Origin of the sequence: Comamonas sp. NLF-1-9, from assembly GCF_019195435.1 — a bacterium.
In the GTDB taxonomy this organism is placed as follows: Bacteria; Pseudomonadota; Gammaproteobacteria; order Burkholderiales; family Burkholderiaceae_C; genus Comamonas_C.
Map to the genome: position 1 here is coordinate 353614 of NZ_CP078069.1, position 23806 is coordinate 377419.

Sequence of the window (23806 nt, forward strand, 5' to 3'; positions counted from 1 at the left end):
AAACGCCCGTCAAGTGTGCGTGTGGCGCTCCAGTAAATAGAGCAACTGCGCCCGCGCCTCGGGCCATTCACCGGCGCGCATGCTGTACATCACGGTGTCGCGGATGCTGCCGTCGCGGCGCAGCGCGTGGCCGCGGATCACGCCGTCCTTGCGCGCGCCCAGGCGCTCGATCGCGCGCTGGCTGGCAAAGTTGTAGTTGTCGGTGCGCCAGCCCACCACGTGGCAGCCCAGGGTGTCAAAGGCGTGGCCCATCATCAGCAGTTTGCAGCTGGTGTTCACGTGCGTGCGCTGCACGCTCTGGGCATACCAAGTGTAGCCAATCTCCACGCGGCGCACCGCGGGGAGGATGTCGTGGTAACTCGTGCTGCCCAGCACGCGCTCGCTGGCCTCGTCGATCACGGCAAAGGCAAAGCGCTTGCCCGCCGCGCGCGCCGCCAGCGCGGTTTCGATGTAGGCGCGGGTGTCGGCGGGCTCGGGCACGGAGGTCACGCGAATGCGCCAGAGCGCGCCATCGGCAGCGGCGGCCGCAAGGCCTGCTTCGTGCGCGAGCGCCAGCGGCTCCAGGCGCAGGCCGCGATCGCGCAAGGTGACGGGTTGGACAAAGCTCATGGGTCAGTCCTCGGTGCGGGGGTCGGGTCGCTCGGCATGACCGTGTCCGTCACACCAGTGGCGTGCGGCGCCGATGCCGATGCCGCCGCCCAGGCCTACGGCGGCGATCGCCACGATGGCGCGCGTGCCGTAGGGGTCCAGCAGCAGGTCGATGCCGAGCTCGCGCGCCAGCGCATAGCCGAGCAGCGCCCCGGCGATGAAGCCTGTGGCCTGCGCCAGGGGGCGAACGAAGCGCTCAGGCATGCTTGTGTGCAAGTCAGCGGTTGCGCTGGTTCATGAAGACGAGCTTCTCGAACAGGCTCACGTCCTGCTCGTTCTTGAGCAGCGCGCCTACCAGCGGCGGCACCGAGACTTTGGCGTCGGGGCTTTGCAGCGCCTCGATCGGTATCTCCTCGGCCAGCAGCAGTTTCAGCCAGTCGAGAAACTCGCTGGTCGAAGGCTTTTTCTTCAGGCCGGGCAGGCCGCGCACCTCGTAGAAGGACTTCATCGCCGCATCGAGCAGCGCGCCCTTGAGCCCGGGAAAGTGCACCTCGACGATCTTCTTCATCGTCTCGGCCTCGGGGAACTTGATGTAGTGAAAGAAGCAGCGGCGCAGAAACGCGTCGGGCAGCTCTTTTTCATTGTTCGAGGTGATGAAGACCAGCGGGCGGTGTTTGGCCCGCACCATCTCGCGCGTCTCGTAGCAGTAGAACTCCATGCGGTCGAGCTCGCGCAGCAGGTCGTTCGGGAATTCGATGTCGGCCTTGTCGATCTCGTCGATCAAGAGCGCTACCGGCTGCTCGGCGGTGAAGGCCTGCCAGAGCACGCCTTTGACGATGTAGTTGTCTATGTCCTTCACGCGCTCGTCACCGAGTTGCGAGTCGCGCAGACGGCTCACCGCGTCGTACTCGTACAGGCCTTGCTGCGCCTTGGTGGTGCTCTTGATGTGCCACTGCAGCAGCGGCATGGACAGCGCCTGCGCGACCTCCTCGGCGAGCATGGTCTTGCCGGTGCCCGGCTCGCCCTTGACGAGCAGCGGACGTGCGAGCGTGATCGCGGCGTTGACCGCCAGCATCAGGTCGGCGGTGGCGACGTAGTGGGAGCTGCCTTGGAATTTCATGCGGGAAACTGCGTAGGGTTCGGACGTGCAGCGAACGGCGAGTGCTGCCATAATCTTTGGCACGCCAACAAAAGAGACAACCCACAGATTGTGTCCGCAAAATGAATAAAGCATTGACTTTCGGTTGGGCCGTGGTGGTCGCTTTGGCGACCACTACCGTTTTTGCACAAGAGGCCAAGGGGGACGCCACTGCGGGGGCGCAGAAGAACGCGATGTGCATCGGCTGCCACAACATCGTCGGCTACAAGGCGAGCTTTCCCGAGGTCTACAAGGTTCCGATGATCTCCGGCCAGAACGCGGCCTACATCAGCGCCGCGCTCGAGGAATACAAGAAGGGCGAGCGCAAGTTCCCCACCATGCGCGGCATCGCCATCACGCTGACCGAGCAGGACATGGCCGACCTGGGTGCGTTCTACGCCGCCGACGGCAAGCAGATCGAAGTGCCCGAGAAGCCCGCGACGGCGCCCGGCGAGCAAGTGGCCCAGTTGCTGGAAAAGGGCGCTTGCGTCTCATGCCATGGCGAGAACTTCTCCAAGCCGATCAGCGACGCCTACCCCAAGATTGCCGGCCAGCACCCCGACTACCTCTACGTTTCGCTGCGCGGCTACAAGAACCCCAAGGAAGGGCCGTACTCCGGGCGCAACAACGGCGTGATGAGCGGCATCGCCGCCCAGTTCAGCAACAACGAGCTGCGCGCGCTGGCCAATTACATAGGCTCGCTCGACGGCCAGTTGCAGATCGTGCCCGAGCCGCGCTTTCGCTAAAACCAGCGCGCGCCAGTCACCAGCCCGCCGCCGTGCGGGCTTTTTTTCGGCCCGCGCGGACTGGTTCAGTCGCGCGTGGCGCGCCGCTGCACGCAGGCAAGGTAGGCGTCGCCGTCGGGCGCTCGCCCGCTCTGCTGGGCCTCCCAGAGCATGCTGCCCAGGCACTCCATCGCCGCATGGTGGGCTTCGTGCAGCGAACCCAGGCGGGCACTGAGCAGCTCCACTGCCTGGCGTATGCCGCGTGGCTGGTCGATGCTGCATTGCTCGCTGATCGACAAGTGCATGGACAGATGCAGGAAGGGGTTGGTGTGGCCCGGGCGCGCGTCGTAATTGGTGGCGATGGCGGCGGCCTCGTCGCTCAAGTCTGCCTGGTACTCGGGGTGTTCCTGCAGCCACAGCCCGGCCAGGGTCTCGATCGCCTCCAGCGGCGCGCCCTCGCGCTGTTTGCGCTGGACGGTGCAAAAGAAACGGCGCACGTCGGCCTGGGTGGGATTGAACATCGAAGAAGCGCTGCGGGTGCGGGGGTGCATCTATTATTGGCCGATTCGACTATCCGGAGCGATCGACATGAAACTGGCCAGTGTGCAGATCCAGGGGCAGGTCCGCACCGCCGTGGTGCAGGACGCGCAGGCGGCCTTGATTGGCGCGCCCGGCGAAGACCTCGGTGCGCTGCTGCGCGCGGGGACCACGAGGGCAGGCTTTGCCGCGCTGGCGACGCAGTCCAGTGAGCGGCATGCGCTGTCCGCGCTGCAGTTCCTCGCGCCGGTGCTGCGCCCGGGCAAGGCCGTCTGCGTGGGGCTCAACTATGCCGACCACACCCGGGAAAGCCGCATGGAGCAGCCCGCGCACCCCACGCTCTTCATGCGCTGCGCGAGCAGCCTGGCGGCGCACGAGAGCGCGGTGCACCGCCCGCCCGGTGACGACAGCCTGGACTTTGAAGGCGAGATGGTGGTGGTGATAGGCACCGGCGGGCGGCGCATCCCGCGCGAGGCGGCGCTCGGCCACGTGTTCGGCTATGCGGTGGGCAACGACATTTCGGTGCGCGAGTTCCAGTTCCGCTCGCCGCAATGGACGCTGGGAAAGAACGTGGACGGCACCGGCCCCTGGGGGCCGTGGGTGGTCACGGCCGATGCGCTGCCGCCTGGCGGCGCCGGCCTCAAGATAGAGACCTGGCTCAACGGGCAGGCCATGCAGTCGGCCAACACCCGCGACATGATCTTTGACGTGGCCACCCTCATTGCCAGCGTGAGCGAGGCGATGACGCTGGAGCCGGGTGACATCGTCTTTTCCGGCACGCCGGCCGGGGTCGGCATGGGCCGCACGCCGACGCGCTACATGCAGCCGGGCGACGTGGTCGAGGTGGCCATAGAGCGTCTGGGGCTGCTGCGCAATCGCATCGTTGCTGCTTGAGGCGGGCGCTCTGCTCATGCGGCGTCCGGCGTGTCCTCCTCGGCCGGCGGCGGCGCAGCGTCGTTGGCCGGGCGCTCGCGCAGGCGCTCCTCGCGCTCGCGCGCCATCTGCTCGACCAGCTGCTCGCGCCCCTGCTTGGCCGCGGCGACGAAGCGCTCGCGGTCCTTGTGGTGCGGGTACAGCCGCTCGGCCAGCTCCAGGTTGTAGGCGCGAAAGCGCTCCACCGTGTGGCGCGATTCCATCTCGCCCAGACCCATGCATTGCAGCACCGCCTTGGCGCTGTGCAGGCTGGATTCGAACAGCTCGCGCTCGACCAGCGTCACGCCCAGATCGCGCAGCGCATGCCAGTGCGAGATGTCGCGTGCGCGCGCCACGATCTGCAACTGGGGAAAGTGCTTGCGCGCCACCTGCACGATCTTGATCGACTGCTGCGGCGTATCGACCGCCACCATCAGCACGCGCGCATGTTCGGCGCCGGCCTTGCGCAGCAGGCGCGCGCGCGTCGCATCGCCGAAGAACACCCGGTAGCCGAAGGTGCGCGCGACCTCGAGCATTTCCACGCTGTGGTCCAGCACCGTGGTCGGTACACCCTGGGCCAGCATCACGCGCGCCACGATCTGGCCGTAGCGCCCGAAGCCCGCGATGATGACGGGCGCGCGCTGCGGCTCGACCAGGGCCGCGTCCGGCGCGCCCTGGTGCGGGTTGATCTGCGCGTAGTGGCGTTGCAGCGCACGGTCCATGGGCACCAGCAGCAGCGGCCCCAGCAGCATGGACAAGGTGACCGCCGCGATCAGCATGGAGCCGATGTCCGAGGGCAGGGCCTGGAAGTTCATCGCCGTCTGGAACACGACGAAGGCGAACTCTCCGCCCTGGGTGAGCAGCAGCGTGAACACCGGGCGCTCCTGCTCGGGCATGCCGGTGGCGCGCGCCAGGAAGTAAATCGCCAGCGCCTTCAGGCTCAGGAAGCCCGCGACGAGCGCCAGCATCTTCAGCGGGGAAGCCAGCAGCACGCCAACGTCGATGCTCATGCCCACCGCGATGAAGAACAGGCCCAGCAGCAGCCCCTTGAAGGGCTCGATGTCGGTTTCCAGTTCGCTGCGGTATTCGCTGTCGGCCAGCAGCACGCCGGCCAGAAAGGCGCCCAGCGCCATGGACAAATCCATCACCACCATCAGCATGGCGATGCCGACCACGAGAAACAGCGAGGTCGCGGTGAAGATCTCCGGCGTCTTGCTCTGCGCCACCCAGCGCAGCACCGGGCGCAGCATCAGCCGCCCGCCCAGGATGATGGCGCAGACCACGCCCAGGGTCTTGAGCACCTCGGCCAGCAGCGCCTCGCCGGTGCCGGGCAGCGCGTTGCCGGTTGCGCCCAGCAGCGGCAGCAGCGCCAGGATGGGAATGGCCGCGATGTCCTGAAACAGCAGGATGGAAAACGCGTGCTGCCCGCCCTCGCTGCGGATCAGGTTGCGCTCGGCCAAGATCTGCAGGGCGATTGCGGTAGACGACAGCGCCAGCCCCAGCGCCGCCACCAGCCCGGTGCGCCAGGGCAAGCCCCAGAGCCAGGCCGCCGCGCCCAGCAGCAGCGTGCAGGAGAGCATCTGCGCGCCGCCCAGGCCGAAGATGGGCCGGCGCATGCTCCACAGTCGGCTGGGCTGCAGCTCAAGGCCGATCAGGAACAACATCAGCACCACGCCGAATTCGGCAAAGTGCAGGATGTCTTGCACGTTGCTCACCAGCGCCATGCCCCATGGGCCTATGGCAATGCCCGCGACCAGATAGCCAACGATGGCGCCCAGACCCAGCGCGCGCGTGAGCGGCACGGCAATCACCGCGGCCGCCAGATAGGTGAAGCCGTAGGTGAGCCAGACGGGCGCTTGTGCCATGGTGAGGGTAGGAGCGTGGGTGCTGGGCAGGACGGGCGGCGCGCGGGCGCCATGCAGACAGAAGCGATTTTGCGGCAAGCGCGTTGACCGGCGGGTGCGCCGGCGCTGCTGCGTTAGAGTAGCCGCAGCCGATGGGCGCCGCCATGCCGCCGTGCAATGCAAGATTCATAGCACGCAGCGCTTGTCCGGCAAGCGTTTGAGGCTGATTTGTTGCAGAAGTTGAGAGGTGGACCATGGCGTTGATTGCGGTAGCGAACCCCAAGGGCGGGGTAGGCAAGTCCACGCTGGCCACGAACATCGCCGGCTACTACGCAAGCCGCGGTCTGGACGTGGCCCTGGGCGACATCGACGGCCAGCAGTCGGCACGCTGGTGGCTGCAGCAGCGCCCCGCGGCCGCGCGCCCGATCACGCTGTGGGAAGCGAGCCCCGACTGGCTCGGCCGCCCGCCACGCGAAGCACAGAGCGCAGTGCTCGACACCCCGGCCGGTCTGCAAGGCTGGCGCCTCAATGACGTGCTGCGCAAGGCCGACCGCGTCGTCGTGCCGCTGCAAGCGAGCGTCTTCGACATTTTTGCCACGCGCCAATTTCTTGACGAGCTGCACGAGATGCACGCAGGCCAGCCCGAGCGCATAGGCATAGTCTGCATGCGGGTGGACCCGCGCACCCACGCGGCCGATCAGCTGCAGGAGTTCGTGGCCACGCTGGGCCTGCCGGTGCTCGGCCAGTTGCGCAATACCCAGAACTACGTGCACCTGGCGGCCCATGGGCTGACGCTGTTTGACGTTGCGCCCGGGCGCGTGGCGCGCGATCTGGAGCAGTGGCGGCCGCTGTGCCGCTGGCTGGACGCGGTCTGAGTCCGCTTTCAGCGCGGGCCGTCGGCGGCGCCGGCAAAGCCGTTTTGCCGCCAGGCTTCGAACACCGTGACGGCTACCGCGTTGGACAGGTTCAGGCTGCGCTGATCGGGCCGCATCGGCAGGCGCAGTTGCTGCTCGGGCGCAAAGCGCTCACGCAGCCAAGGCGCGAGGCCGCGCGTTTCCGAGCCGAACACCAGCCAGTCGCCTGGCTGAAAGGCAACTTCGTGGGCCGCGCGCCGCCCCTGTGTGGTCAGCGCGAACATGCGCTGCGCCGGCGGCTGTTCCTCGGCGAGCAGCGCCTGCCAACTGGCGTGGCGCCGCACCTCGGCCCACTCGTGGTAGTCCAGCCCGGCGCGGCGCAGCAGCCTGTCTTGCATGGAGAAACCCAGGGGCTCGACCAGATGCAGGCGGCAGCCCGTGTTGGCCACCAGGCGAATCACGTTGCCCGTGTTGGGCGGTATCTCCGGCTCGACCAGGACGACGTGGAACATGGGCGCGATTGTCGCGCGCTCGTGCGCAGCCTCAGGGCGTGCGCGCAAACACCAGCGCGCCCACGCTGAGGGCGCCGCCAGCGCGCAGCACATCGGCGGCCGCATGCAGACTCGCGCCGGTCGTCATCACGTCGTCGACCAGCAGCACGCGCTGCCCCGGCAGTCGTGCCAGCGCCGCCGGTGTCAGCCTGAATGCGCCCTGGAGGTTGCGCAGGCGCGCGCGCCGGTCCAGCTCCGTCTGGGCCGTGGTGTCGCGCGAGCGCGCGAGCCAGTGCACCTGCAGCTTGCCGCGCGCGAGCGCGCGTGCCAGCAACTGCGCCTGGTTGTAGCCGCGTTCGCGCAGCCGCTGCGGCGCCAGGGGCAGCGGCACGAGGGCGTCGCAGGCGCCAAGCATCTCGCGCGCATCGGGGCGGCTGCGCATCAGCTCGGCCAGCGCCAGCGCCACGCCGGGTGCGCCGTGGAACTTGAGTTGAGTGACCAGGCCAGACCAGGGCCAGCCGTAGTCCACTACCGCAACGCAGGCATCAAGCCCCGAAGGCTCGCGCAGGCAGTGCCCGCATACCTGGACGCCATCGGGCAGCGGCAGGGCGCAGCGAGGGCAGCGCCGGCGCGGCTGCGCGAGGGCGCTCGCGCAGCCGCTGCAGATGCGCTGCGCCGGCCAGGCGTGGCAGACGACGCAGCGGCTGGGCAGCCGCCCGGCCCAGGCCAGCGATGTCCCCAACAGCCGCGTGAAGAGCATGGGCTCAATATACTCGCGCGGGTTTGCAGGACGCCATGCCGGAAAAAGCCCCACCCTCGATAGACCCCGCCGCTGCGGCCCGCTGGCATGCCCTGGCGTCCGAGCCTTCGCCTTGGCTGCACGAGGAAGTCGCGCGCCGCATGCAAGAGCGGCTCAGCTGGATCGTGCGCCCGCCGGACAACTGGTGCCATTGGGACCCGGTGCGCGGCGGCCTGCAGGCGCATGCGACGGTTGCCGCCGGTCTGCCGCGCGCGCCGCAATGGATCCACGAGACTTCCAGCGCAGCCGCGCGGGCGGTGGCGCGCCGCGCCCTGGAGCCCGCGTGGTGGAGCGCCGCACGCTGGCTCGGCCCGCGCCAGCACTTTGCCGAGCCCGCGCCGGCGAGCATGCAGATGGTCTGGGCGAACATGGCGCTGCACATGAGCGCGCAGCCCCAGGCGCTCGTCGCCCAATGGCATCAGGCGCTCGCGCCCGATGGCTTCCTGATGTTCTCCTGTCTTGGGCCGGACACCGTGCAAGAGCTCAGGGCGCTGTATGCGCGCCTGGGTTGGCCGCAGCCCGGCCACAGCTTCACCGACATGCACGACTGGGGTGACATGCTCGCCGCCGCCGGCTTTGCCGAACCGGTGATGGACATGGAGCGCATCATCCTGACCTTTGCCAGCCCCGAACGCCTGCTGCAGGAGCTGCGCGGGCTGGGGCGCAATCTGCATCCCGAGCGCTTTGCCGCATTGCGCGGGCGTCGATGGAAGCGCGAGCTCGAGCGCGCCATTGCCGAGCACCTGCCGGACGCGAAGAACGAGGGGCGCCTGGCTCTGACTTTCGAAATCATCTACGGGCACGCGTTCAAGCCGGCAGCGCGCGCTCCGCGCGAGCAGCGCTCCTGGACCAAGACCAAGGCAGAGTACCTCGCGCAGATGGGTGCCAATCCGCTTGTCAAGCAACACCCTGACGCATAAGTGGTTAGAATTTTCGACTGACAAGAAACGTTGGCCCTGCCTGTCGGTGTGAGCCCGCCCAGCGCCGACTGCAGCGTCCGCCTGGCGTGTGAAACCCGCGCTCGGGAGCCGCCGCAAACGGAGACAAGGTGCCACACAGCGTGGCCCGGATGGACATTGAACGTGTCAAGAATCATGCATGTGCGCCGCCGCGCTGCGGCGCAAACCTTTCGTCGTACACAGCATTCGGGGCGGTCCGCATCTTCCGTGATGCGGGCGCTTGCCGCCCGTGGTGCATGGGCTGTGGCCCATGCTGAACGTGCTTTGCAGAGAAGTGGGAGAACTATGAGAAGCATTTCCAACCGGCTGGCTGCGCCCTTGCTCGTGTGTGGCGCCTGGCTGGCAAGTACCGCCCAAGCGGTCCAGGACCTTCCCGGCGGACCGGCGGTCAACCAGCTCAATCTGCACCCGCCGGTCACCAAGATCGCCGAGGCGCAAAGCGATCTGCACTGGATGCTTCTGATCATCTGCACGCTGATCTTCATCGGCGTATTCGGCGTGATGTTCTATTCGGTGATCAACCACCGCAAGTCGCGCGGCGCCCAGTCGGCCAATTTCCATGAATCCACCCTGGTCGAAGTGACCTGGACGGTCGTGCCCTTCCTGATCGTGATCGGCATGGCGGCACCGGCCACCAAGGTCATCGTGGCCCAGAAGGACACTACCAACCCCGACATCACGATCAAGGCCACCGGCTACCAGTGGAAGTGGGGCTACGACTACCTTGCGGGCGAAGGCGAGGGCATAGGCTTTCTCTCCACCATCGACCCCGAGCAGCGCGCCCTGTCCAGCGCCGGAACGCCCAAGGGGGACGACTACCTGCTCAAGGTGGACAACCCCGTGGTGGTGCCGGTCAACAAGAAGGTGCGCGTGATCACTACCGCCAACGACGTGATCCACTCCTGGTTCGTGCCCTCCTTCGGGGTCAAGCAGGATGCGATTCCCGGCTTCGTGCGTGACACCTGGTTTCGCGCGGAAAAGATCGGTGACTACTACGGTCAGTGCGCCGAGCTCTGCGGCAAGGAGCACGCCTACATGCCGATCCACGTGAAGGTGGTCTCGGGCGAGGACTACACCAAGTGGGTGGATGAGCAGCACAAGAAGGCCGCGGCCTTGCTGGACGATCCGAACAAGGTCTGGGAACTGGCGCCGCTGGCAGAGCGCGGCGCCAAGGTGTATGCGGCCAATTGCGCCGCCTGCCATCAGCCCAATGGCCAGGGTGGCGGGGCGATCAAGGCGCTCGATGGTTCGGCCATCGTCAAGAGCGACGACCACGCCAAGCAGATCCAGATCGTGCTGCACGGCGCGGCCAACGGCGCCATGCCGCCCTGGAATGCGCTGAGCGACACCGACCTGGCGGCAGTCGTCACCTATACCAAGAACGCTTGGTCCAACAAGACCGGCCAGGTGGTTCAGCCTTCCGAAATCGTGGCCCAGCGAGCCAAATGAGTGCTGATGCACAACGCGTAACGAGGAGTCGAGCATGAGTGCAGTTTTGGACAATCACGGCCAGGTGGGCGGCCTCGCGCAGGGGCACGACGACCACCACCACATGCCTACGGGCTGGCGTCGCTGGGTGTTTGCCACCAACCACAAGGACATCGGCACGATGTACCTGCTGTTCTCCTTCACCATGCTGATGGTGGGAGGCACGCTGGCCATGCTGATTCGCGCCGAGCTGTTCCAGCCGGGCCTGCAGATCGTGAATCCGGAGATGTTCAACTCCTTCACCACGATGCACGGCCTCATCATGGTGTTCGGCGCCATCATGCCGGCCTTCGTCGGCTTCGCCAACTGGATGATTCCGCTGCAGATCGGCGCCTCGGACATGGCGTTTGCGCGCATGAACAACTTCAGCTTCTGGCTGCTGGTGCCCGCCGGTCTGATTCTGTCGGCCACCTTCTTCATGCCGGGCGGCGCGCCCGCCGGCGGCTGGACGCTGTATGCGCCGCTGTCGCTGCAGATGCCGATGTCGCTGGATTACGCCATCTTCTCGCTGCACATCATGGGCGCTTCGTCCATCATGGGGGCGATCAACATCATCGTGACCATCCTGAACATGCGCGCGCCGGGCATGAAGCTCATGCAGATGCCGATGTTCTGCTGGGGCTGGCTGATCACCGCCTACCTGCTGCTGGCGGTGATGCCCGTGTTCGCCGGCGTGCTCACCATGACGCTGACCGACCGCCACTTCGGCACCAACTTCTTCGTCGCCGCCGGCGGCGGTGATCCGGTCATGATGCAGCACATCTTCTGGTTCTTCGGCCACCCCGAGGTCTACATCATGATCCTGCCGGCCTTCGGCATGATCAGCGAAATCATCCCGGCCTTCGCGCGCAAGCGCCTGTTCGGCTACACCTCCATGGTGTATGCGATCGCGGCCATCGCCACGCTGTCGATGATCGTCTGGGCGCACCACATGTTCACCGTGGGCATGCCGGTCACGGGTCAGCTGTTCTTCATGTACGGCACCATGCTGATCGCGATTCCGACGGGCGTGAAGGTGTTCAACTGGACCGCCACGATGTGGCGCGGCTCGATGACCTTCGAGACCCCCATGCTCTGGGCGGTGGGCTTCATCTTCGTGTTCACCATCGGCGGCTTCACCGGCGTGATTCCCGCGGTGGTGCCGGTGGACACCCAGATCCAGGACACCTACTACATCATTGCCCACTTCCACTATGTGCTGGTGGCGGGTTCGCTGTTCGCGATCTACGGCGCCTTCTACTACTGGTCGCCCAAGTGGACCGGCTACATGTACAACGAGACGCGCGGCAAGATCCACTTCTGGTGGTCCATGATCTCCTTCAACGTCGCCTTCTTCCCCATGCACTTCCTGGGGCTTGCCGGCATGCCGCGCCGCTATGCCGACTACCCGATGCAGTTCGCTGACTTCAACATGATCGCTTCCATCGGCGCCTTCTTCTTTGGCCTGGCCCAGGTGTACTTCTTCCTTGCCGTCGTGGTGCCGCTGATGCGCGGCAAGGGCGAGAAGGCGCCCCAGCGTCCCTGGGAAGGTGCGGTCTATGGCCTGGAGTGGGAACTGCCTTCGCCGGCGCCCTTCCATTCCTTCACCACGCCACCCAAGCTCGACGCGAGCGCCACGCGCATCGTCGGCTGAGGGTGCAAGGGCACAGCGCCGACAGGAGAGAGTGACGATGTCTGGTCAGGACCAGCGTAAACGCAATCTGCGCCTGGGCTTGATCCTGGCGTCGATCGTGCTCGCGCTGTTTTTCGGCATCATGGTGCGCTGGGCGCTGCTGGGAGGCTGAGCGGTGAACCTCGGTGTTGAAAACGCCAAGATGGTGGGCAAGCTGCTGGTGGTAGCTTGCGGCATGTTTGCCTTCGGCTACAGCCTGATTCCCTTGTACAAGGCAATCTGCGAGGTCACGGGCATCAACATCCTCTCGCGCCAGGAGGGCCAGGTGCCGGGCAATGCCTACACCGGCGAATCGGCCAAGACACTGGCCAACAACACCCAGGTCGATCGCTCGCGCACCATCACGGTGCAGTTCGACGCCAACGCCCGCGGCCCCTGGCATTTCAAGCCGGAAAAGACCAGCCTGCAGGTGCACCCGGGCGAGCTGGCCACGGTGATGTACGAATTCCAGAACGTGCAGGACAGGCGCATGGCGGCGCAGGCCATTCCAAGCTACGCCCCGCGCCAGGCCGGCCCGCATTTTCACAAGCTTGAATGCTTTTGCTTCAGCCAGTACACGCTCGATGCCGGCGAGAAGAAGCAGTGGCCGGTGACCTTCGTGATCGATCCCAAGCTGTCCAAGGACGTGCAGACCATCACGCTGTCCTACACCTTCTTCGAGGTCGGTGGTCGCACGCCGGCCGCGCCGCAATCGACCGCCGCCCTGGTGCCGGCTGCAGCCGCGCTGCAGGCGGGTTCATGAGTCGCAAGGCGGAGCGCAGTTCATGGTTGCAGACGCTGCGCATCGTCGCCTGGTCGCTGGTCGGCATACGCAATGGCAGTCGGCATCACGAGGACCAGCGCAAGGTCGGCGTGGTGGCGCTGATGTTTACTGCGCTGGGCGCGGTGCTGCTGTTCGTGCTGGCGCTGCTGGCGCTGGTGCACTGGGTGGCCTGAGCGCCGCGCGTTAACGAATGTTGAATGAGAAATTGAAGATCGAGGAGCTGAAATGAGCACATCTACCCCAGGGGTCACCCCGTATTACTTTGTGCCCGAGCCTTCGCGCCATCCGATCACGGCGGTCTTCGGGCTGTTCTGGATGATCGTGGGCGCGGCCAGCTGGATGAACGGCTATGGCTGGGGCAAGTGGGCACTGCTGTTCGGCGTGCTCTGGTGGCTGGGCGTGCTGTTCCAGTGGTTTCGCGATGCCGCGCACGAGAGCGAGGCCGGGCTCAACAGCCGGCGCATCGACGTCTCCTACCGCTGGGGCATGAGCTGGTTCATTTTCTCGGAGGTGATGTTCTTCGGCGCCTTTTTCACCGCGCTGTGGTGGGGGCGGGCGCACTCGGTGCCTGAGCTGGGCAACCTGGAGCACGCCATACTCTGGCCCGACTTCAAGGCCATATGGCCGAGCGTCGCAGCCGGCGCTACCGGGTCGCCCGGGGACATCATCGAGCCCTTCAGCACCGTTGGGCCGTTCTGGCTGCCGACCATCAATACCGCGCTGCTCCTCACCTCGGGCGTGACGCTGACCATCGCGCACCATGCGCTGCTGGCCAACAACCGCAGCAAGACCATTGCCTTCATGTGGGTGACGGTGCTGCTGGGCCTGACCTTCCTGTGCATTCAGGGCTATGAGTACTACCACCTCTACACCGAGCTCAACCTCAAGCTCGATTCAGGCATCTACGGCTCCACCTTCTTCATGCTCACGGGCTTTCACGGCTTTCACGTCTTCGTCGGCATGGTGACGCTGTTCTTCATCACCATGCGGCTGCAAGCCGGGCACTTCACGCCGCAGCACCATTTCGGGCTGGAGGGTGCGGCCTGGTACTGGCACTTCGTGGACGTGGTCTGGCTCGGTCTGTACATCCTCGTCTACTGGATGTGAGCAAGACGGCGGCGCGCGCCGCCAGCCAGGCACCAGGGCGCCGCGAGGCGCCTTTTTTCCGCCCCTGCGCGGCCGGCCCCTTCAGGCCTTGCCCGCAAGCAGGCCGGTCGGGTGGATGTAGCCCAGCTTGTAGGCCGCCAGCAGGCAGACGAAGAGCACGATGGAGAGGATGACGCGCACCGCAAGCGCATGGGCCATGCGCGTGCTCGATGGCTGGTCGTCCTTGGGGTCTCCGCGCACCATGAAGACGTACGCGGCCCCGAGGCTGGCGATAATGGCAAGAAATGCCAGGGCAATGATGATTTTCATGGTGGGTGCTTCCGATGATTGATGCGGGGCGCTCGGCGTCCGGTGTGCACTTTGCCTTGATTGCCGTGTTGGCGCTGGCGATCGCCGTGGCAACCGGCTGGCTTGGTAGCTGGCAATTGTCGCGCGCGCACGAGAAACTTGCCGCGCACCAAGCCATGCTCGAGCGTGAACAGCTTGCGCCCTGGTCCGGCCCGCAGTTGCTCGCCGCGCTGGCGCAAGACCCGGCGCTGGCGCAGACCCAGGCCTACCATCCGGTACGGCTGCGCGGGCGCTGGCTTGCGGACGCGACGGTGTATCTGGAAAACCGCCAGATGCACGGCAAGCCCGGCTTCTACGTCTATACGCCGCTGCAGCTGGCGGAAAGTGGCCAGGTGCTGGCGGTACAGCGCGGCTGGGCACCGCGCGACTTCAACGACCGCGCCCGGCTGCCGCAGCTGCCCGAGCCCGAAGGCGAGGTCGTGCTGCAGGGACGCATTGCCGGCGAGCCCGGACGGCTTTTCGAATTTGCCGAATCCGCCGATGCCCGGGGCGCGGGTGAGATACGGCAGAATCTGACGATCGCCGCCTACGCGGCCGATTTTTCGCTGGATCTGCTGCCCTTGAGCGTGGCGCAGACCGGCGCGGCAAACGATGGCTTGTTGCGTGACTGGCCCGCGCCGGACAGCGGCGTGGACATGCACTATGGCTACGCCTTCCAATGGTTTGGGCTCTGCGCCCTGGTGATTGTGCTTTATGTCTGGTTCCAACTCATCCGACGCCTTGGCGGCCGCCGCCGCTGAATCGACCGATCCGCTGCAGCTGACGGTGCACAGCCTGCCGGGCGCCCACGAGGCCCGGCGGCTGCCCGACTCGCGCAAGGGTCGCTGGCAGCTGTGGCTGATGCTGGCCGTTTGCGTGGCGCCGGTGCTCGCCTCGTATCTGGCCTACTACGTGGTGCGCCCCAGTGGCGGCTTGCTCAACTTCGGCGAGCTGATCGAGCCGCAGCGGCCCATGCCGCAGGCCCAGCCCATCCAGGCGCCGGACGGCTCGGCCGGGGTGCTGGGTGATCTGCGCGGCCAGTGGTTGTTGCTCAGCGTGGCCGGCGGGGCCTGTGACGAAGTCTGCCGCAACAACCTCTACTTTCAGCGGCAGTTGCGCGAGAGCCTGGGAGAGGGGCGCGAGCGCATAGACTGGGTTTGGCTCGTCACCGACGACATCGCCCCACCCGAGGAGATCCGCGATGCCTTGCGCGACGCGACGGTGCGCCGCATCGACGCGCAGGCGCTGGGCCAGTGGCTTGCGCCTTCGCAAGGCCATGCGCTGCCTGAGCAGCTCTATCTGGTCGATCCCCAGGGCAACTGGATGATGCGCTTTCCGCCGCAGTTGACGATCGCCAGCGCCGAGCGGGTGCGCAAGGATTTGTCGCGCCTGCTCTATGCCTCCGCCGCCTGGGATCGGCCGGGCAGGGGAGAGGGCAAATGAACGCTGCGCACACCGCGCTCTACGATTGGGCGCCGGTCTGGGAGTTGCTCGCCTTCGGCGCGCTGATCGCCCTGTTTCCGCTCGCCTGGACCGCCTGGCGCCACCGCCATGGCAGTGGCTCGCGGCGGCTGCAGGCGCTCACCGTGCTCACGCTGTTTCTCACTTTCGATCTCGTGCTCTTTGGCGCCTTCACGCGCCTGACCGATTCCGGCCTGGGCTGCCCCGACTGGCCGGGCTGTTATGGCCAGTCCAATCCGCTTGGGGCCAACGCCGAAATCAGCGCGGCACAGGCTGAGCTGCCCAGCGGGCCGGTGACGCACACCAAGGCATGGATAGAGATGATTCACCGCTACCTCGCGACCAGCGTGGGCGCGCTGATCGTCGTGCTGACGATTGCGGCGTGGTGGCAATGGCGCCGTCACCGCCAGGGCATGGTACCGGCCCCGGTGCTGGGCCGCTGGTGGATGCTAGCTACCTTTGTCTGGGTTTGTCTGCAGGGCGCGTTTGGTGCTTTGACGGTGACGATGCGGCTGTTCCCGGCCATCGTCACGCTGCATCTGCTGGGCGGCGCGGTGTTGCTGATGCTGCTGTGCGTGCCGGCGGTGCGCCTGAGCCTGGCAGTGGAGGGTCGCTCGGCCGTGCCGGTTGCGCGCGGGCTGCGCCATTGCCTTGTCGCCTGCATGCTGCTGGTACTCGTGCAGCTGCTGCTGGGCGGCTGGGTCAGCACCAACTATGCGGTGCTTGCCTGCACCAGTTTCCCGACCTGCCAGGGCAGTTGGTGGCCGCCGATGGCCTTTGCCGAAGGCTTTCAGCTCTGGCGTGAGCTCGGCCTGCGCGCCGACGGCAGCCACATCAGCTTCGAGGCCTTGACCGCGATCCACTACACACACCGGCTGGCGGCCTACCTGGTGCTGCTGGCGCTGGCGGTGGCGGCCGTGCAACTGCGCCGCCGCGCGCCGGCGCTCGCCGCGCAATCGCGTTGGCTGTGGCTGCTGCTGGTGCTGCAGTTTCTCACCGGCCTGTCCAACGTGGTGCTGGACTGGCCGCTGGTGGCCGCGGTCTTGCACACCGGGGGCGCGGCCGCGCTGCTCGTGGTCTTGACCTGGGCGCTGACAGCGAGCACCAGCGCGCCCGCCGCGCACCCGTCCCGCACCGCAGGAGCTTCTGCATGACAGCAGCACATACCTCCGACACCCCCGCGCCCCGCGCCGACGCCGCGATGAAGACCGCGCGCCCCTTGCCCACGCGCGCGCGCCAGTTTTATGCGCTCACCAAACCCGGGGTGGTGCAGCTCATCGTCTTTTGCGCCTTCATCGGCATGGTGATGGCGGTGCCGGGCTGGCCTACGGCGCGCGAATGGTTGAGGATGGCGATCGCCAGCTTTGGCATCTGGTGCGTCGCTGGCGCAGCGGCGGCGTTGAACTGCATCATCGAGCAGTCCATGGATGCGCGCATGAAGCGCACCGCCTGGCGCCCCACCGCGCGCGGCGAACTGAGCAACCGGCAAACCCTGGGGTTCGCAGCCGTGCTGGGCCTGGTCGGCTGCGTCGTGCTGCAGGTGGCGATCAACGCGCTCACCATGTGGCTGACCTTCGCCACTTTCGTCGGTTACGCCATCATCTACACCGTGGTGCTCAAGCCGATGACGCCGCAGAACATCGTGATCGGCGGCGCATCCGGGGCCATGCCGCCGGTGCTGGGCTGGGCCGCGATGACGGGGCAGGTGGGGCCAGAGGCGTGGATCATGTGCCTGATCATCTTCCTGTGGACGCCGCCGCATTTTTGGGCGCTGGCGCTGTACCGGGTGGAGGACTACCGCAAGTCCGGCCTGCCCATGCTGCCGGTCACCCACGGGAACCAATTCACCCGGCTGCACGTCTTCCTGTACACATGGGTTTTGTTCGCGGGTTGCCTGATGCCCTTCGTCTACGGCATGAGTTCCTGGATCTACCTCGCGGCGGCCGTGGTGCTGAGTCTGATCTTCTGCTGGTACGGCTTTCGGCTGTGGCGCGATTATTCCGATGCACTCGCACGCAAGACATTCCGCTTTTCCATCATGCATTTAAGCCTGCTGTTTCTGGCGCTGCTGGTGGACCACTACGTGTTCTGAGCCTTGCAATGCACAAACGCAGATTCTTCAAATTCATAGCTGCTGGCGCAGCATCAGCAAGCCTTGCAGGCCTTTTTGCTGCATGTACCGAGGCGCCCAAGCCGGAATTCAAGGGGGTGGACATCACCGGCGTCGACTACGCGCGCGACCTGCCGCTGACCGATCAGTTCGGCGAGCGGCGCCACATCAAGGACTTTGCCGGCAAGGTGGTGGCGGTCTTCTTCGGCTATACCCATTGCCCCGACGTCTGCCCGACCACGATGAGCGAGCTCGCGCAGGTCAAGGCCGAACTCGGCATCGATGGCGACAAGTTCGTGGCGGTCTTCGTCACGGTGGACCCCGAGCGCGACACGCCGGAGATCCTCAAGGCCTACATGGCCAACTTCGATCCGGCCTTCATTGCGCTGCGGGGCAGCCCCGAAGAACTTGCCGCAGTGGCCAAGGACTTCAAGATCTTCTACAAGCAGGTCGAGGGACCGACTCCGACCAGCTACACCATGGACCATTCGGCGGGCATGTACATGTTCGACCCGAGCGGCCATCTGCGGCTGTTTCACCGCTACGGCAGCCCGGTGCAGGCGCTGGTGGACGACACGCGCACCCTGCTCGCGGAAAAGCGCAGCAGCTGAGGCGCGCGCGGCTACGCCAGCGGCCTGGCCAGCGCCTCAGGCGTACTGCACCAAGGCCTTCTTCATCTTCTTCATCGCTGCCACCTCGATCTGGCGGATGCGCTCGGCGCTCACGCCGTACTCGGCCGCCAGGTCGTGCAGCGTCATGCCGCCAGAGCCGTCGTCGTTGACGTTGAGCCAGCGCTCTTCGACGATGCGCCGGCTGCGCTCGTCGAGCTCCTGCAGCGCGGTGGCGATGCCTTGCGTGGCCAGGGTGTCGCGCTGGCGCGATTCGATCACCCGCGTCGGCTCGTAAGCGGCGTCGCTGAGGTAGGAGATCGGGCCGAAGCTCTGCTCGCCGTCGTCGCTCGGGGCCGGGTCGAGCAGCACGTCGCCGCCCGACATGCGCGTTTCCATCTCCATGACTTCTTCGCGCTTGACCTTGAGCTGCTCGGCCATGGCGTCGATCTCGTGCTCGGAGAGGGTTTCGCGGTAGGTTTCGGCGTTCTCGGCCTCGGCCTTGAATTCCTGCTTCATCGAGCGCAGATTGAAGAACAGCTTGCGCTGCGCCTTGGTGGTTGCCACCTTGACCATGCGCCAGTTCTTCAGGATGTATTCGTGAATCTCGGCCTTGATCCAGTGCATGGCGTAGCTGACCAGGCGCACGCCCTGGTCGGGGTCGAAGCGGCGCACGGCCTTCATCAGGCCGATATTGCCTTCCTGGATCAGGTCGCCATGGGGCAGGCCATAGCCCAGATATTGCCGCGAGATGGAAACCACCAGCCGCAGGTGCGACAGCACCAGCCGGCCCGCAGCCTCCAGGTTGTTGTCTTCGCGCAGTTGGCGTGCAAAACGCTGCTCTTCGTCGAGCGTGAGCATGGGCAAACGATTGACCGCGGTGATGTATGCGTCCAGGTTGCCCAGCGGTGGCACCATGGCCCAGGGGTTGGCAGGCGTCAGGGCGGTGCTGGTACGGGCTTCGGACAGTGTCATGGGGGGCGGTCCTTTCTGTGTCTTGGTCTAAATGTTAGCACTCGCTTAGGTAGAGTGCCAAAACCGAAGTTCCCCCGAATGTCAGGTTCCGAAGGGTGCCTAGTGCGGGCAAATGGCGTGCGCGCCCGGTGGTGCGCCGGGCGTCGCGTGCCTTTCAAGCGGCGGGTTGGCCTGCGTCGGGCGCGGCTGGCGGTCAGCGCGGCGCTGGGGTAGTCTGGCAGCGGCCACACGCTGGCCAAACCATGAACGAAACCAAGCCTGCTGCGCGGCAGTGGGCCGTGAATGAGGAGCCAGGAGCGATGCTGGGACTTGAGACTATCGCGATCGTGAGCACCACGGTCGCACAGGCGCACGATGCCGAGCGGCTTGCGGCCCTGGCGCTGCAGCAGCGCCTGGCGGCCTGCGTGCAGGTGGCGCAGGTGCAATCGCATTACCGCTGGAAGGGCGCGCTGCAGCGCGAAGCCGAGTGGCGGCTCGACGGCAAGACGACGCAGGCGCAGGCGCCGGCGCTGCTGGCCTTGCTGCGCGCCCACCATCCCTACGAACTGCCCGAGCTGGCGGTGCACACCTGCGAGGTAAGCAACGCCTACGCCGACTGGGTGCGCGCCGAAACCGGCCAAGCCCTGCCCGGTGCCGGCTAGGCTTGAGCAGCGCGCGGCCGCGGCCCCGAAGGCAATGCCGGCGCCGCTTCAGAGCTGGGCGCGCACGGCCACCTCGAAATCGGCCAGCGGCACCGGGCGGCCGAACAGATAGCCCTGAAACTTGCGGCAACCCTGGTCGAGCAGCAGCGCGTGGTGCGCCTGGGTTTCCACGCCTTCGGCCACGACGGTGAGTTGCAGCGAGTCGGCCAGCGTGATGATGCTGCGCGCAATCGCCGCATCGGTGGGGTTGTCCAGCATGCCGCGCACGAAGCCCTGGTCGATCTTCAGTTCGGACAGCGGCAGGCGTTTGAGGTAGCCCAGGCTGGAGTAGCCGGTGCCGAAGTCGTCGAGCGAGAGCCACAGCCCCAGCGTGCGCAGCTGCTGCATGATCTCGATCACGCCCTGCACGTTGCTCAGCAGCACGCTTTCGGTCAGCTCCAGCCGCAGCCGCTCGGGGTTGGCGCCGCTGCGCGCAAGCAGACTGGCGAGCTCGCCGGCAAAACCCTCCTGCAGGAATTGGCGTGCGCTGATGTTGAGCGACAGGCTCAGGGGGCGCAGCTCTGCCTGGGCCTGCCAGCGCGCCTGCTGCTGCATGCCGGCCTGCAACACCCATTGGCCGATTTCCATGATCTGCCCGGTCTCTTCGGCGAGCTGGATGAACTGCGCCGGCCCCACCAGGCCGTGCACCGGGTCGTTCCAGCGCAGCAGCGCCTCGGCGCCGACGATGCGCCCGATCTCGTCCACCTGGGGTTGGTAGTAAAGCTCGAACTGGGCGTGCTTGAGCGCCTGATGCAGCCGGCTTTGCAGGCCGGCGCGCGCATTGGCCGCGGCCTGCATGTGCGGGTCGAAAAAGCGCAGCGTGTTGCGCCCTTCGTCCTTGGCGCGGTACATCGCCAGGTCGGCGTGCTTGAGCAGTTCGTCCGCGCTGGCGGTGTGCTCGTCGATCAGCGCGATGCCCAGGCTCGCCGTCAGCTGCTGCTCCTGCCCCTGCAGCTCGTAGGGGCGGCGCAGTTGCGCAAGCAGTTTTTCGGCCAGCGGCCGCAGCACCGCGGGCGCAGGTATGCCCGAGCTGCCCAGGTGCGGCAGCAACACCACGAATTCGTCGCCCCCCAGACGCGCCACGGTGTCCTGTTCGCGCACGCTGGACTGCAGGCGCCGCGCGGTCTGCATCAGCACCTGGTCGCCGGCTTCGTGGCCGTGGCTGTCGTTCAGCGTCTTGAAGTGGTCCAGGTCGAGAAAGAAGAGGGCGGCAAACGAGCCGTTGCGCCGGCACTCGAGCAGCACCTGCTGGACGCGATCGACCAGCAGCCGCCGGTTGGGCAGGCCGGTCAGGGCGTCGAAGTAGGCGAGGTAGCGCGCCCGCTCCTCGGCCGCCTTGCGCACCGAAATGTCGATGTCTATGGAAAAGGCTTCGGGCGGTTGCCCCTGCACCTGGATCAGCGCGTGGCTTGCATACACGTCGACTTCGCTGCCGTCCTTGCGGCGCACCCGCGCCTCGCCCGGCGGGATGGGGCTGCCGGTGCTGAACATGCGCGCCGACGCCGCGCGCGCCCGCACCACGGTGTCGGGGCGCACCACCAGGCTGACGATGTCCTTGCCCAGCACCTCTGCCGCGGTGTAGCCGTAGAGCTGCTCGGACGCGCCGTTCCAGAAAGTGATGCTGCCATCGGCCAGATAGCCCTTGACCGAGACCATGGGCAGGTTGCTGAGCACGCTGCGAAAGCGTTCTTCGGACTCGCGCAGCAGCACTTCGGAGCGCACCTGGTCGGTGCGGTCGCGTGCGATGAACACCACCGCATCGCGCCCGCGCACCGGCACGCCCACGGGCTGGCAGCGGCCTTCGAAGTGGCGCGGGCCCGCCGGCGTGGTCAGGGTGTATTGCAGCGTCTGGGCCTGCCCGCTGTGCACGGCGCGGGTGATGGTCTCGTGTGCGCGCCGCGCCACTTCGGGCGGCAGCTGGTCGTCGATGTTCTGGCCCGGCAATTGCGACAGCGGCGCGGTGGCCAGCGAGGCGTCGGAGGACATGACCTCCAGATAATTGCCATCGACATCGATCAGCATCAGCAGGTCGGGGGCCGAGCGGGTGACGGCTTGCAGGCGCGCGGCAGTCTCGGCCAGCGAGGCTTCGGTACGCAGGTGGCGCTCGATGTCGCCCAGCATCCAGCCCAGCAGCGCCGTCGCGGGCGCCAGCACGGTGAGAAAGGGCAGGGCGAGCCTGCTGTTGACGTGCGCGACGGTTGCAGGATCGAGCGCCTGAAACAGTGCGAGCGCGAGCAGGTGCAGCAGTACGCCAAAGCCCAGATAGTGCAGTACGCCGCGCCCGACGTAGCCCCGCTGGCTGGCCCAGCGGTAGAGCAAGCCGAGTGCGCTCGACGCCACGATGACCAGGCTGCCCACTACCAGGCCGCTGCCGCCCAGGGCAATGCGGGCGGCGGCGGCCATCACGGTGGCGATCAGCGCCGGCAGCCAGCCGCCAAACAGCGCGGCCATGGCCAGCACCACGGAGCGCGCGTCAAAAAAGACGCCGGGCGCAAGCTGCAGCGGCGTATACATGCCGACGATGCAGATGCCGCCGAACAGCAGGCCAGACAGCACGCGCCCGGGCAAGGGCTCACGTATCGTCAGGCGCGCCAGCACGCTCTGCAGGAAACACAGAGCCAGCAGGAGGGCCGCGCCTTGGATCAGTGCCAGTGTCATCGTCGCCGCGTGTCAAACCGGGGCTGGTGGTGCATGCATCATCGGCGAAATCCCCGGCCGGGTAAATTGCAGCCGAACTGGCGGCGGCTGGCCATGGCATGCCGCATGCAGCGCCCGCCGGGCGGCTCCCCAGCCAGCCATGGATGCGGGCAGCGGCGTGCAGAAAAGGAAAAGGGGTTTCAGTCTGCGGACTGAAACCCCTCGTCTTTTTTGGTGCGGCTGGCAGGAATCGAACCCACGGCCTCTTGGTTCGTAGTTTTGCAGTCGCTCGCAAGTAGTTGATTTTTATGGTTCTGACGCCATCCGTTCCCATGGATTGCGCGCCGTCGTATGCAGGGTTTGTCGTGCATGTCCCCTCGGATTTCCCATCAATCCAGCATCAACATCAGGCCAGCGTTGCATTGCGAAACACTTCAGCAGCCCACTGGTTGAGGCTTTGCCCGCGTGCCTGCGCGGCGATTTGCGCCTGCAGGTGAACCTCAGGCGGCACGCGCAGCATCATGTTGCCGCTGGCGGGCTTGAGCGGCTGCTTGCCGCTCTTGGCGCAGGTGGCCAGGTAGTCATCGACGGCTTCCTCAAACGCCGCGCGCAGTTCGGCCACGGTTTCGCCATGAAAGCCAATCACGTCGGCAATGCCGAGGATGCGGCCAGCGAAGATGGCGTCGCGCTCATCGAACCCGACACGGGCGGTATAGCCTTTGTGGGTCATGGTGTTCATGGTTTCACTCCGATCAAGGTCAGAAAATCGCGGGCCTGCTCCACTTGGTACGCCTTGGCCTCCTTTGCCGGGTGGGGGCGATGGAAGGCGGCGACGTGGCCGTCCTTCACGAATCGCACGCGGTTGCCATTGCCCTCTACCAACGCACACCCCGTGGCCATGAGCAGGGATTCGATGGCTGCCCATTCCAGCGTCTTGCCGGTGGGTTTGGCAAACACGGCTTCAAGAGTCTTGCGCTGCCTGCCGTTCATGCGCCGGATGATAGCAAGTAGTGCAATCTGTTGCAATCACTTTTTGCAATCATCTGTGCTGTCGTTCGCCACGGCGGAAATGGCTGTGCGAGGCATACAGAGGAAATCAGGTCAATGGGAATCGCCGTAGCAGTTCATCAG

The 23806-nt window shown here is 66.4% G+C and carries 28 protein-coding genes; 16 read left to right on the forward strand and 12 right to left on the reverse strand.

The annotated features are described in order from the left end of the window. Positions 1-9 precede the first annotated feature (9 nt). Genes KUD94_RS01635 through KUD94_RS01645 form a run of 3 tightly spaced genes read right to left on the reverse strand, consistent with a single transcriptional unit; the run spans position 10 to position 1708 of the window. Positions 10-609 (reverse strand): GNAT family N-acetyltransferase, encoded by a 600-nt coding sequence (locus KUD94_RS01635; protein ID WP_218238181.1) that lies wholly within the window; start codon positions 607-609, stop codon positions 10-12. A 3-nt stretch (positions 610-612) separates the two neighbouring features. Next, the gene (locus KUD94_RS01640; protein WP_218238182.1) at positions 613-852 is read right to left on the reverse strand and encodes a hypothetical protein; all 240 of its coding nucleotides are present in this window, start codon (positions 850-852) and stop codon (positions 613-615) included. Between the two features lie 13 nt (positions 853-865). Continuing rightward, positions 866-1708 carry a MoxR family ATPase gene (locus tag KUD94_RS01645; RefSeq protein ID WP_218238183.1) on the reverse strand — a complete coding sequence of 281 codons (843 nt, stop codon included), beginning with the start codon at positions 1706-1708 and terminating at the stop codon, positions 866-868. A 101-nt stretch (positions 1709-1809) separates the two neighbouring features. Between KUD94_RS01645 and KUD94_RS01650 the strand changes: the two genes are divergently transcribed. Further along, positions 1810-2472, forward strand: a complete 663-nt coding sequence (locus KUD94_RS01650) for a cytochrome c (RefSeq protein WP_218238184.1) — start codon at positions 1810-1812, stop codon at positions 2470-2472. Between the two features lie 65 nt (positions 2473-2537). Here the strand turns inward: KUD94_RS01650 and KUD94_RS01655 are convergent, their stop codons facing one another. Next, entirely contained in the window at positions 2538-2972 is a 435-nt protein-coding gene (locus tag KUD94_RS01655) for a DUF1841 family protein (protein ID WP_218238185.1), read from the reverse strand. A gap of 67 nt (positions 2973-3039) precedes the next feature. On the opposite strand from KUD94_RS01655, the gene KUD94_RS01660 reads away from it, so the two are divergent. Further along, positions 3040-3882 carry a fumarylacetoacetate hydrolase family protein gene (locus KUD94_RS01660; RefSeq protein ID WP_218238186.1) on the forward strand — a complete coding sequence of 281 codons (843 nt, stop codon included), beginning with the start codon at positions 3040-3042 and terminating at the stop codon, positions 3880-3882. Positions 3883-3896: 14 nt separating this feature from the next. Here the strand turns inward: KUD94_RS01660 and kefC are convergent, their stop codons facing one another. Continuing rightward, the gene (gene kefC, locus KUD94_RS01665) at positions 3897-5765 is read right to left on the reverse strand and encodes a glutathione-regulated potassium-efflux system protein KefC (RefSeq protein WP_218238187.1); all 1869 of its coding nucleotides are present in this window, start codon (positions 5763-5765) and stop codon (positions 3897-3899) included. 233 nt (positions 5766-5998) lie between these two features. Here kefC and KUD94_RS01670 point away from each other — a divergent pair, with 233 nt between their 5' ends. Next, positions 5999-6619, forward strand: a complete 621-nt coding sequence (locus tag KUD94_RS01670; RefSeq protein ID WP_218238188.1) for a ParA family protein — start codon at positions 5999-6001, stop codon at positions 6617-6619. 8 nt (positions 6620-6627) lie between these two features. Here the strand turns inward: KUD94_RS01670 and trmL are convergent, their stop codons facing one another. Further along, the gene (trmL, locus tag KUD94_RS01675) at positions 6628-7110 is read right to left on the reverse strand and encodes a tRNA (uridine(34)/cytosine(34)/5-carboxymethylaminomethyluridine(34)-2'-O)-methyltransferase TrmL (RefSeq protein ID WP_218238189.1); all 483 of its coding nucleotides are present in this window, start codon (positions 7108-7110) and stop codon (positions 6628-6630) included. Between the two features lie 31 nt (positions 7111-7141). After that, positions 7142-7849 carry a ComF family protein gene (locus KUD94_RS01680; protein WP_218238190.1) on the reverse strand — a complete coding sequence of 236 codons (708 nt, stop codon included), beginning with the start codon at positions 7847-7849 and terminating at the stop codon, positions 7142-7144. A gap of 35 nt (positions 7850-7884) precedes the next feature. Between KUD94_RS01680 and KUD94_RS01685 the strand changes: the two genes are divergently transcribed. The 7 genes from KUD94_RS01685 (at position 7885) to KUD94_RS01715 (ending at position 13877) form a co-directional block, all read left to right on the forward strand. After that, positions 7885-8808, forward strand: coding sequence for a class I SAM-dependent methyltransferase (locus KUD94_RS01685; RefSeq protein ID WP_218238191.1), 924 nt, complete (start codon positions 7885-7887; stop codon positions 8806-8808). Positions 8809-9132: 324 nt separating this feature from the next. Then, positions 9133-10296 carry a cytochrome c oxidase subunit II gene (coxB, locus tag KUD94_RS01690; protein ID WP_218238192.1) on the forward strand — a complete coding sequence of 388 codons (1164 nt, stop codon included), beginning with the start codon at positions 9133-9135 and terminating at the stop codon, positions 10294-10296. Positions 10297-10330: 34 nt separating this feature from the next. Continuing rightward, positions 10331-11968, forward strand: a complete 1638-nt coding sequence (ctaD, locus tag KUD94_RS01695; protein WP_218238193.1) for a cytochrome c oxidase subunit I — start codon at positions 10331-10333, stop codon at positions 11966-11968. A 37-nt stretch (positions 11969-12005) separates the two neighbouring features. After that, positions 12006-12119 carry a cytochrome oxidase small assembly protein gene (locus KUD94_RS01700; RefSeq protein ID WP_218238194.1) on the forward strand — a complete coding sequence of 38 codons (114 nt, stop codon included), beginning with the start codon at positions 12006-12008 and terminating at the stop codon, positions 12117-12119. Positions 12120-12122: 3 nt separating this feature from the next. After that, positions 12123-12749 (forward strand): cytochrome c oxidase assembly protein, encoded by a 627-nt coding sequence (locus KUD94_RS01705; RefSeq protein ID WP_218238195.1) that lies wholly within the window; start codon positions 12123-12125, stop codon positions 12747-12749. Next, entirely contained in the window at positions 12746-12943 is a 198-nt protein-coding gene (locus tag KUD94_RS01710; protein WP_218238196.1) for a DUF2970 domain-containing protein, read from the forward strand. The genes KUD94_RS01705 and KUD94_RS01710 overlap by 4 nt, the downstream gene beginning before the upstream one ends. Before the next feature lie 52 nt (positions 12944-12995). Next, positions 12996-13877, forward strand: a complete 882-nt coding sequence (locus KUD94_RS01715; protein WP_218238197.1) for a cytochrome c oxidase subunit 3 — start codon at positions 12996-12998, stop codon at positions 13875-13877. An 81-nt stretch (positions 13878-13958) separates the two neighbouring features. Here the strand turns inward: KUD94_RS01715 and KUD94_RS01720 are convergent, their stop codons facing one another. Further along, complete coding sequence (locus KUD94_RS01720; protein ID WP_218238198.1) at positions 13959-14186, reverse strand: twin transmembrane helix small protein; 228 nt, start codon at positions 14184-14186, stop codon at positions 13959-13961. A gap of 65 nt (positions 14187-14251) precedes the next feature. On the opposite strand from KUD94_RS01720, the gene KUD94_RS01725 reads away from it, so the two are divergent. The 5 genes from KUD94_RS01725 to KUD94_RS01745 are packed head-to-tail and all read left to right on the forward strand — an operon-like array spanning position 14252 to position 18386. Further along, positions 14252-14965: an SURF1 family protein gene (locus KUD94_RS01725; RefSeq protein WP_370625905.1), complete on the forward strand. Its 714-nt coding sequence runs from the start codon at positions 14252-14254 to the stop codon at positions 14963-14965. Next, positions 14919-15647, forward strand: coding sequence for a hypothetical protein (locus tag KUD94_RS01730; protein ID WP_218238200.1), 729 nt, complete (start codon positions 14919-14921; stop codon positions 15645-15647). The genes KUD94_RS01725 and KUD94_RS01730 overlap by 47 nt, the downstream gene beginning before the upstream one ends. Further along, positions 15644-16819 carry a heme A synthase gene (locus tag KUD94_RS01735; protein ID WP_218238201.1) on the forward strand — a complete coding sequence of 392 codons (1176 nt, stop codon included), beginning with the start codon at positions 15644-15646 and terminating at the stop codon, positions 16817-16819. Before KUD94_RS01730 ends, KUD94_RS01735 begins: the two co-directional genes overlap by 4 nt. Beyond that, positions 16816-17757 carry a heme o synthase gene (gene cyoE, locus KUD94_RS01740; protein ID WP_370625877.1) on the forward strand — a complete coding sequence of 314 codons (942 nt, stop codon included), beginning with the start codon at positions 16816-16818 and terminating at the stop codon, positions 17755-17757. The genes KUD94_RS01735 and cyoE overlap by 4 nt, the downstream gene beginning before the upstream one ends. Before the next feature lie 8 nt (positions 17758-17765). Beyond that, positions 17766-18386, forward strand: a complete 621-nt coding sequence (locus KUD94_RS01745) for an SCO family protein (protein ID WP_218238202.1) — start codon at positions 17766-17768, stop codon at positions 18384-18386. Between the two features lie 36 nt (positions 18387-18422). Here the strand turns inward: KUD94_RS01745 and rpoH are convergent, their stop codons facing one another. Beyond that, the gene (gene rpoH, locus KUD94_RS01750) at positions 18423-19358 is read right to left on the reverse strand and encodes an RNA polymerase sigma factor RpoH (RefSeq protein WP_218238203.1); all 936 of its coding nucleotides are present in this window, start codon (positions 19356-19358) and stop codon (positions 18423-18425) included. 242 nt (positions 19359-19600) lie between these two features. On the opposite strand from rpoH, the gene cutA reads away from it, so the two are divergent. Further along, entirely contained in the window at positions 19601-19999 is a 399-nt protein-coding gene (cutA, locus tag KUD94_RS01755) for a divalent-cation tolerance protein CutA (protein WP_370625878.1), read from the forward strand. 48 nt (positions 20000-20047) lie between these two features. Here cutA and KUD94_RS01760 read toward each other — a convergent pair whose 3' ends face one another. The 3 genes from KUD94_RS01760 to KUD94_RS01770 all read right to left on the reverse strand — a co-directional run bounded on the left by KUD94_RS01760 (position 20048) and on the right by KUD94_RS01770 (position 23665). Beyond that, the gene (locus KUD94_RS01760; RefSeq protein WP_218238204.1) at positions 20048-22696 is read right to left on the reverse strand and encodes an EAL domain-containing protein; all 2649 of its coding nucleotides are present in this window, start codon (positions 22694-22696) and stop codon (positions 20048-20050) included. 385 nt (positions 22697-23081) lie between these two features. Beyond that, positions 23082-23414, reverse strand: a complete 333-nt coding sequence (locus KUD94_RS01765) for a type II toxin-antitoxin system HicB family antitoxin (RefSeq protein WP_218238205.1) — start codon at positions 23412-23414, stop codon at positions 23082-23084. Continuing rightward, entirely contained in the window at positions 23411-23665 is a 255-nt protein-coding gene (locus KUD94_RS01770; protein ID WP_218238206.1) for a type II toxin-antitoxin system HicA family toxin, read from the reverse strand. Before KUD94_RS01770 ends, KUD94_RS01765 begins: the two co-directional genes overlap by 4 nt. Positions 23666-23806: the final 141 nt, after the last annotated feature.

Bases quoted from the DNA above. Each gene is read 5' to 3' on its own strand.
- KUD94_RS01765 (WP_218238205.1), bottom strand. From the start codon at position 23,414: ATGAACACCATGACCCACAAAGGCTATACCGCCCGTGTCGGGTTCGAT.
- KUD94_RS01660 (WP_218238186.1), top strand. From the start codon at position 3,040: ATGAAACTGGCCAGTGTGCAGATCCAGGGGCAGGTCCGCACCGCCGTG.
- KUD94_RS01730 (WP_218238200.1), top strand. From the start codon at position 14,919: ATGTCTGGTTCCAACTCATCCGACGCCTTGGCGGCCGCCGCCGCTGAA.
- KUD94_RS01650 (WP_218238184.1), top strand. From the start codon at position 1,810: ATGAATAAAGCATTGACTTTCGGTTGGGCCGTGGTGGTCGCTTTGGCG.
- KUD94_RS01735 (WP_218238201.1), top strand. From the start codon at position 15,644: ATGAACGCTGCGCACACCGCGCTCTACGATTGGGCGCCGGTCTGGGAG.
- rpoH (WP_218238203.1), bottom strand. From the start codon at position 19,358: ATGACACTGTCCGAAGCCCGTACCAGCACCGCCCTGACGCCTGCCAAC.
- KUD94_RS01655 (WP_218238185.1), bottom strand. From the start codon at position 2,972: ATGTTCAATCCCACCCAGGCCGACGTGCGCCGTTTCTTTTGCACCGTC.
- KUD94_RS01745 (WP_218238202.1), top strand. From the start codon at position 17,766: ATGCACAAACGCAGATTCTTCAAATTCATAGCTGCTGGCGCAGCATCA.
- KUD94_RS01770 (WP_218238206.1), bottom strand. From the start codon at position 23,665: ATGAACGGCAGGCAGCGCAAGACTCTTGAAGCCGTGTTTGCCAAACCC.
- coxB (WP_218238192.1), top strand. From the start codon at position 9,133: ATGAGAAGCATTTCCAACCGGCTGGCTGCGCCCTTGCTCGTGTGTGGC.
- KUD94_RS01645 (WP_218238183.1), bottom strand. From the start codon at position 1,708: ATGAAATTCCAAGGCAGCTCCCACTACGTCGCCACCGCCGACCTGATG.
- KUD94_RS01680 (WP_218238190.1), bottom strand. From the start codon at position 7,849: ATGCTCTTCACGCGGCTGTTGGGGACATCGCTGGCCTGGGCCGGGCGG.
- KUD94_RS01720 (WP_218238198.1), bottom strand. From the start codon at position 14,186: ATGAAAATCATCATTGCCCTGGCATTTCTTGCCATTATCGCCAGCCTC.
- KUD94_RS01760 (WP_218238204.1), bottom strand. From the start codon at position 22,696: ATGACACTGGCACTGATCCAAGGCGCGGCCCTCCTGCTGGCTCTGTGT.
- KUD94_RS01640 (WP_218238182.1), bottom strand. From the start codon at position 852: ATGCCTGAGCGCTTCGTTCGCCCCCTGGCGCAGGCCACAGGCTTCATC.
- KUD94_RS01710 (WP_218238196.1), top strand. From the start codon at position 12,746: ATGAGTCGCAAGGCGGAGCGCAGTTCATGGTTGCAGACGCTGCGCATC.
- KUD94_RS01670 (WP_218238188.1), top strand. From the start codon at position 5,999: ATGGCGTTGATTGCGGTAGCGAACCCCAAGGGCGGGGTAGGCAAGTCC.
- ctaD (WP_218238193.1), top strand. From the start codon at position 10,331: ATGAGTGCAGTTTTGGACAATCACGGCCAGGTGGGCGGCCTCGCGCAG.
- KUD94_RS01700 (WP_218238194.1), top strand. From the start codon at position 12,006: ATGTCTGGTCAGGACCAGCGTAAACGCAATCTGCGCCTGGGCTTGATC.
- KUD94_RS01685 (WP_218238191.1), top strand. From the start codon at position 7,885: ATGCCGGAAAAAGCCCCACCCTCGATAGACCCCGCCGCTGCGGCCCGC.
- KUD94_RS01635 (WP_218238181.1), bottom strand. From the start codon at position 609: ATGAGCTTTGTCCAACCCGTCACCTTGCGCGATCGCGGCCTGCGCCTG.
- KUD94_RS01715 (WP_218238197.1), top strand. From the start codon at position 12,996: ATGAGCACATCTACCCCAGGGGTCACCCCGTATTACTTTGTGCCCGAG.
- kefC (WP_218238187.1), bottom strand. From the start codon at position 5,765: ATGGCACAAGCGCCCGTCTGGCTCACCTACGGCTTCACCTATCTGGCG.
- trmL (WP_218238189.1), bottom strand. From the start codon at position 7,110: ATGTTCCACGTCGTCCTGGTCGAGCCGGAGATACCGCCCAACACGGGC.
- cutA (WP_370625878.1), top strand. From the start codon at position 19,601: ATGAACGAAACCAAGCCTGCTGCGCGGCAGTGGGCCGTGAATGAGGAG.
- cyoE (WP_370625877.1), top strand. From the start codon at position 16,816: ATGACAGCAGCACATACCTCCGACACCCCCGCGCCCCGCGCCGACGCC.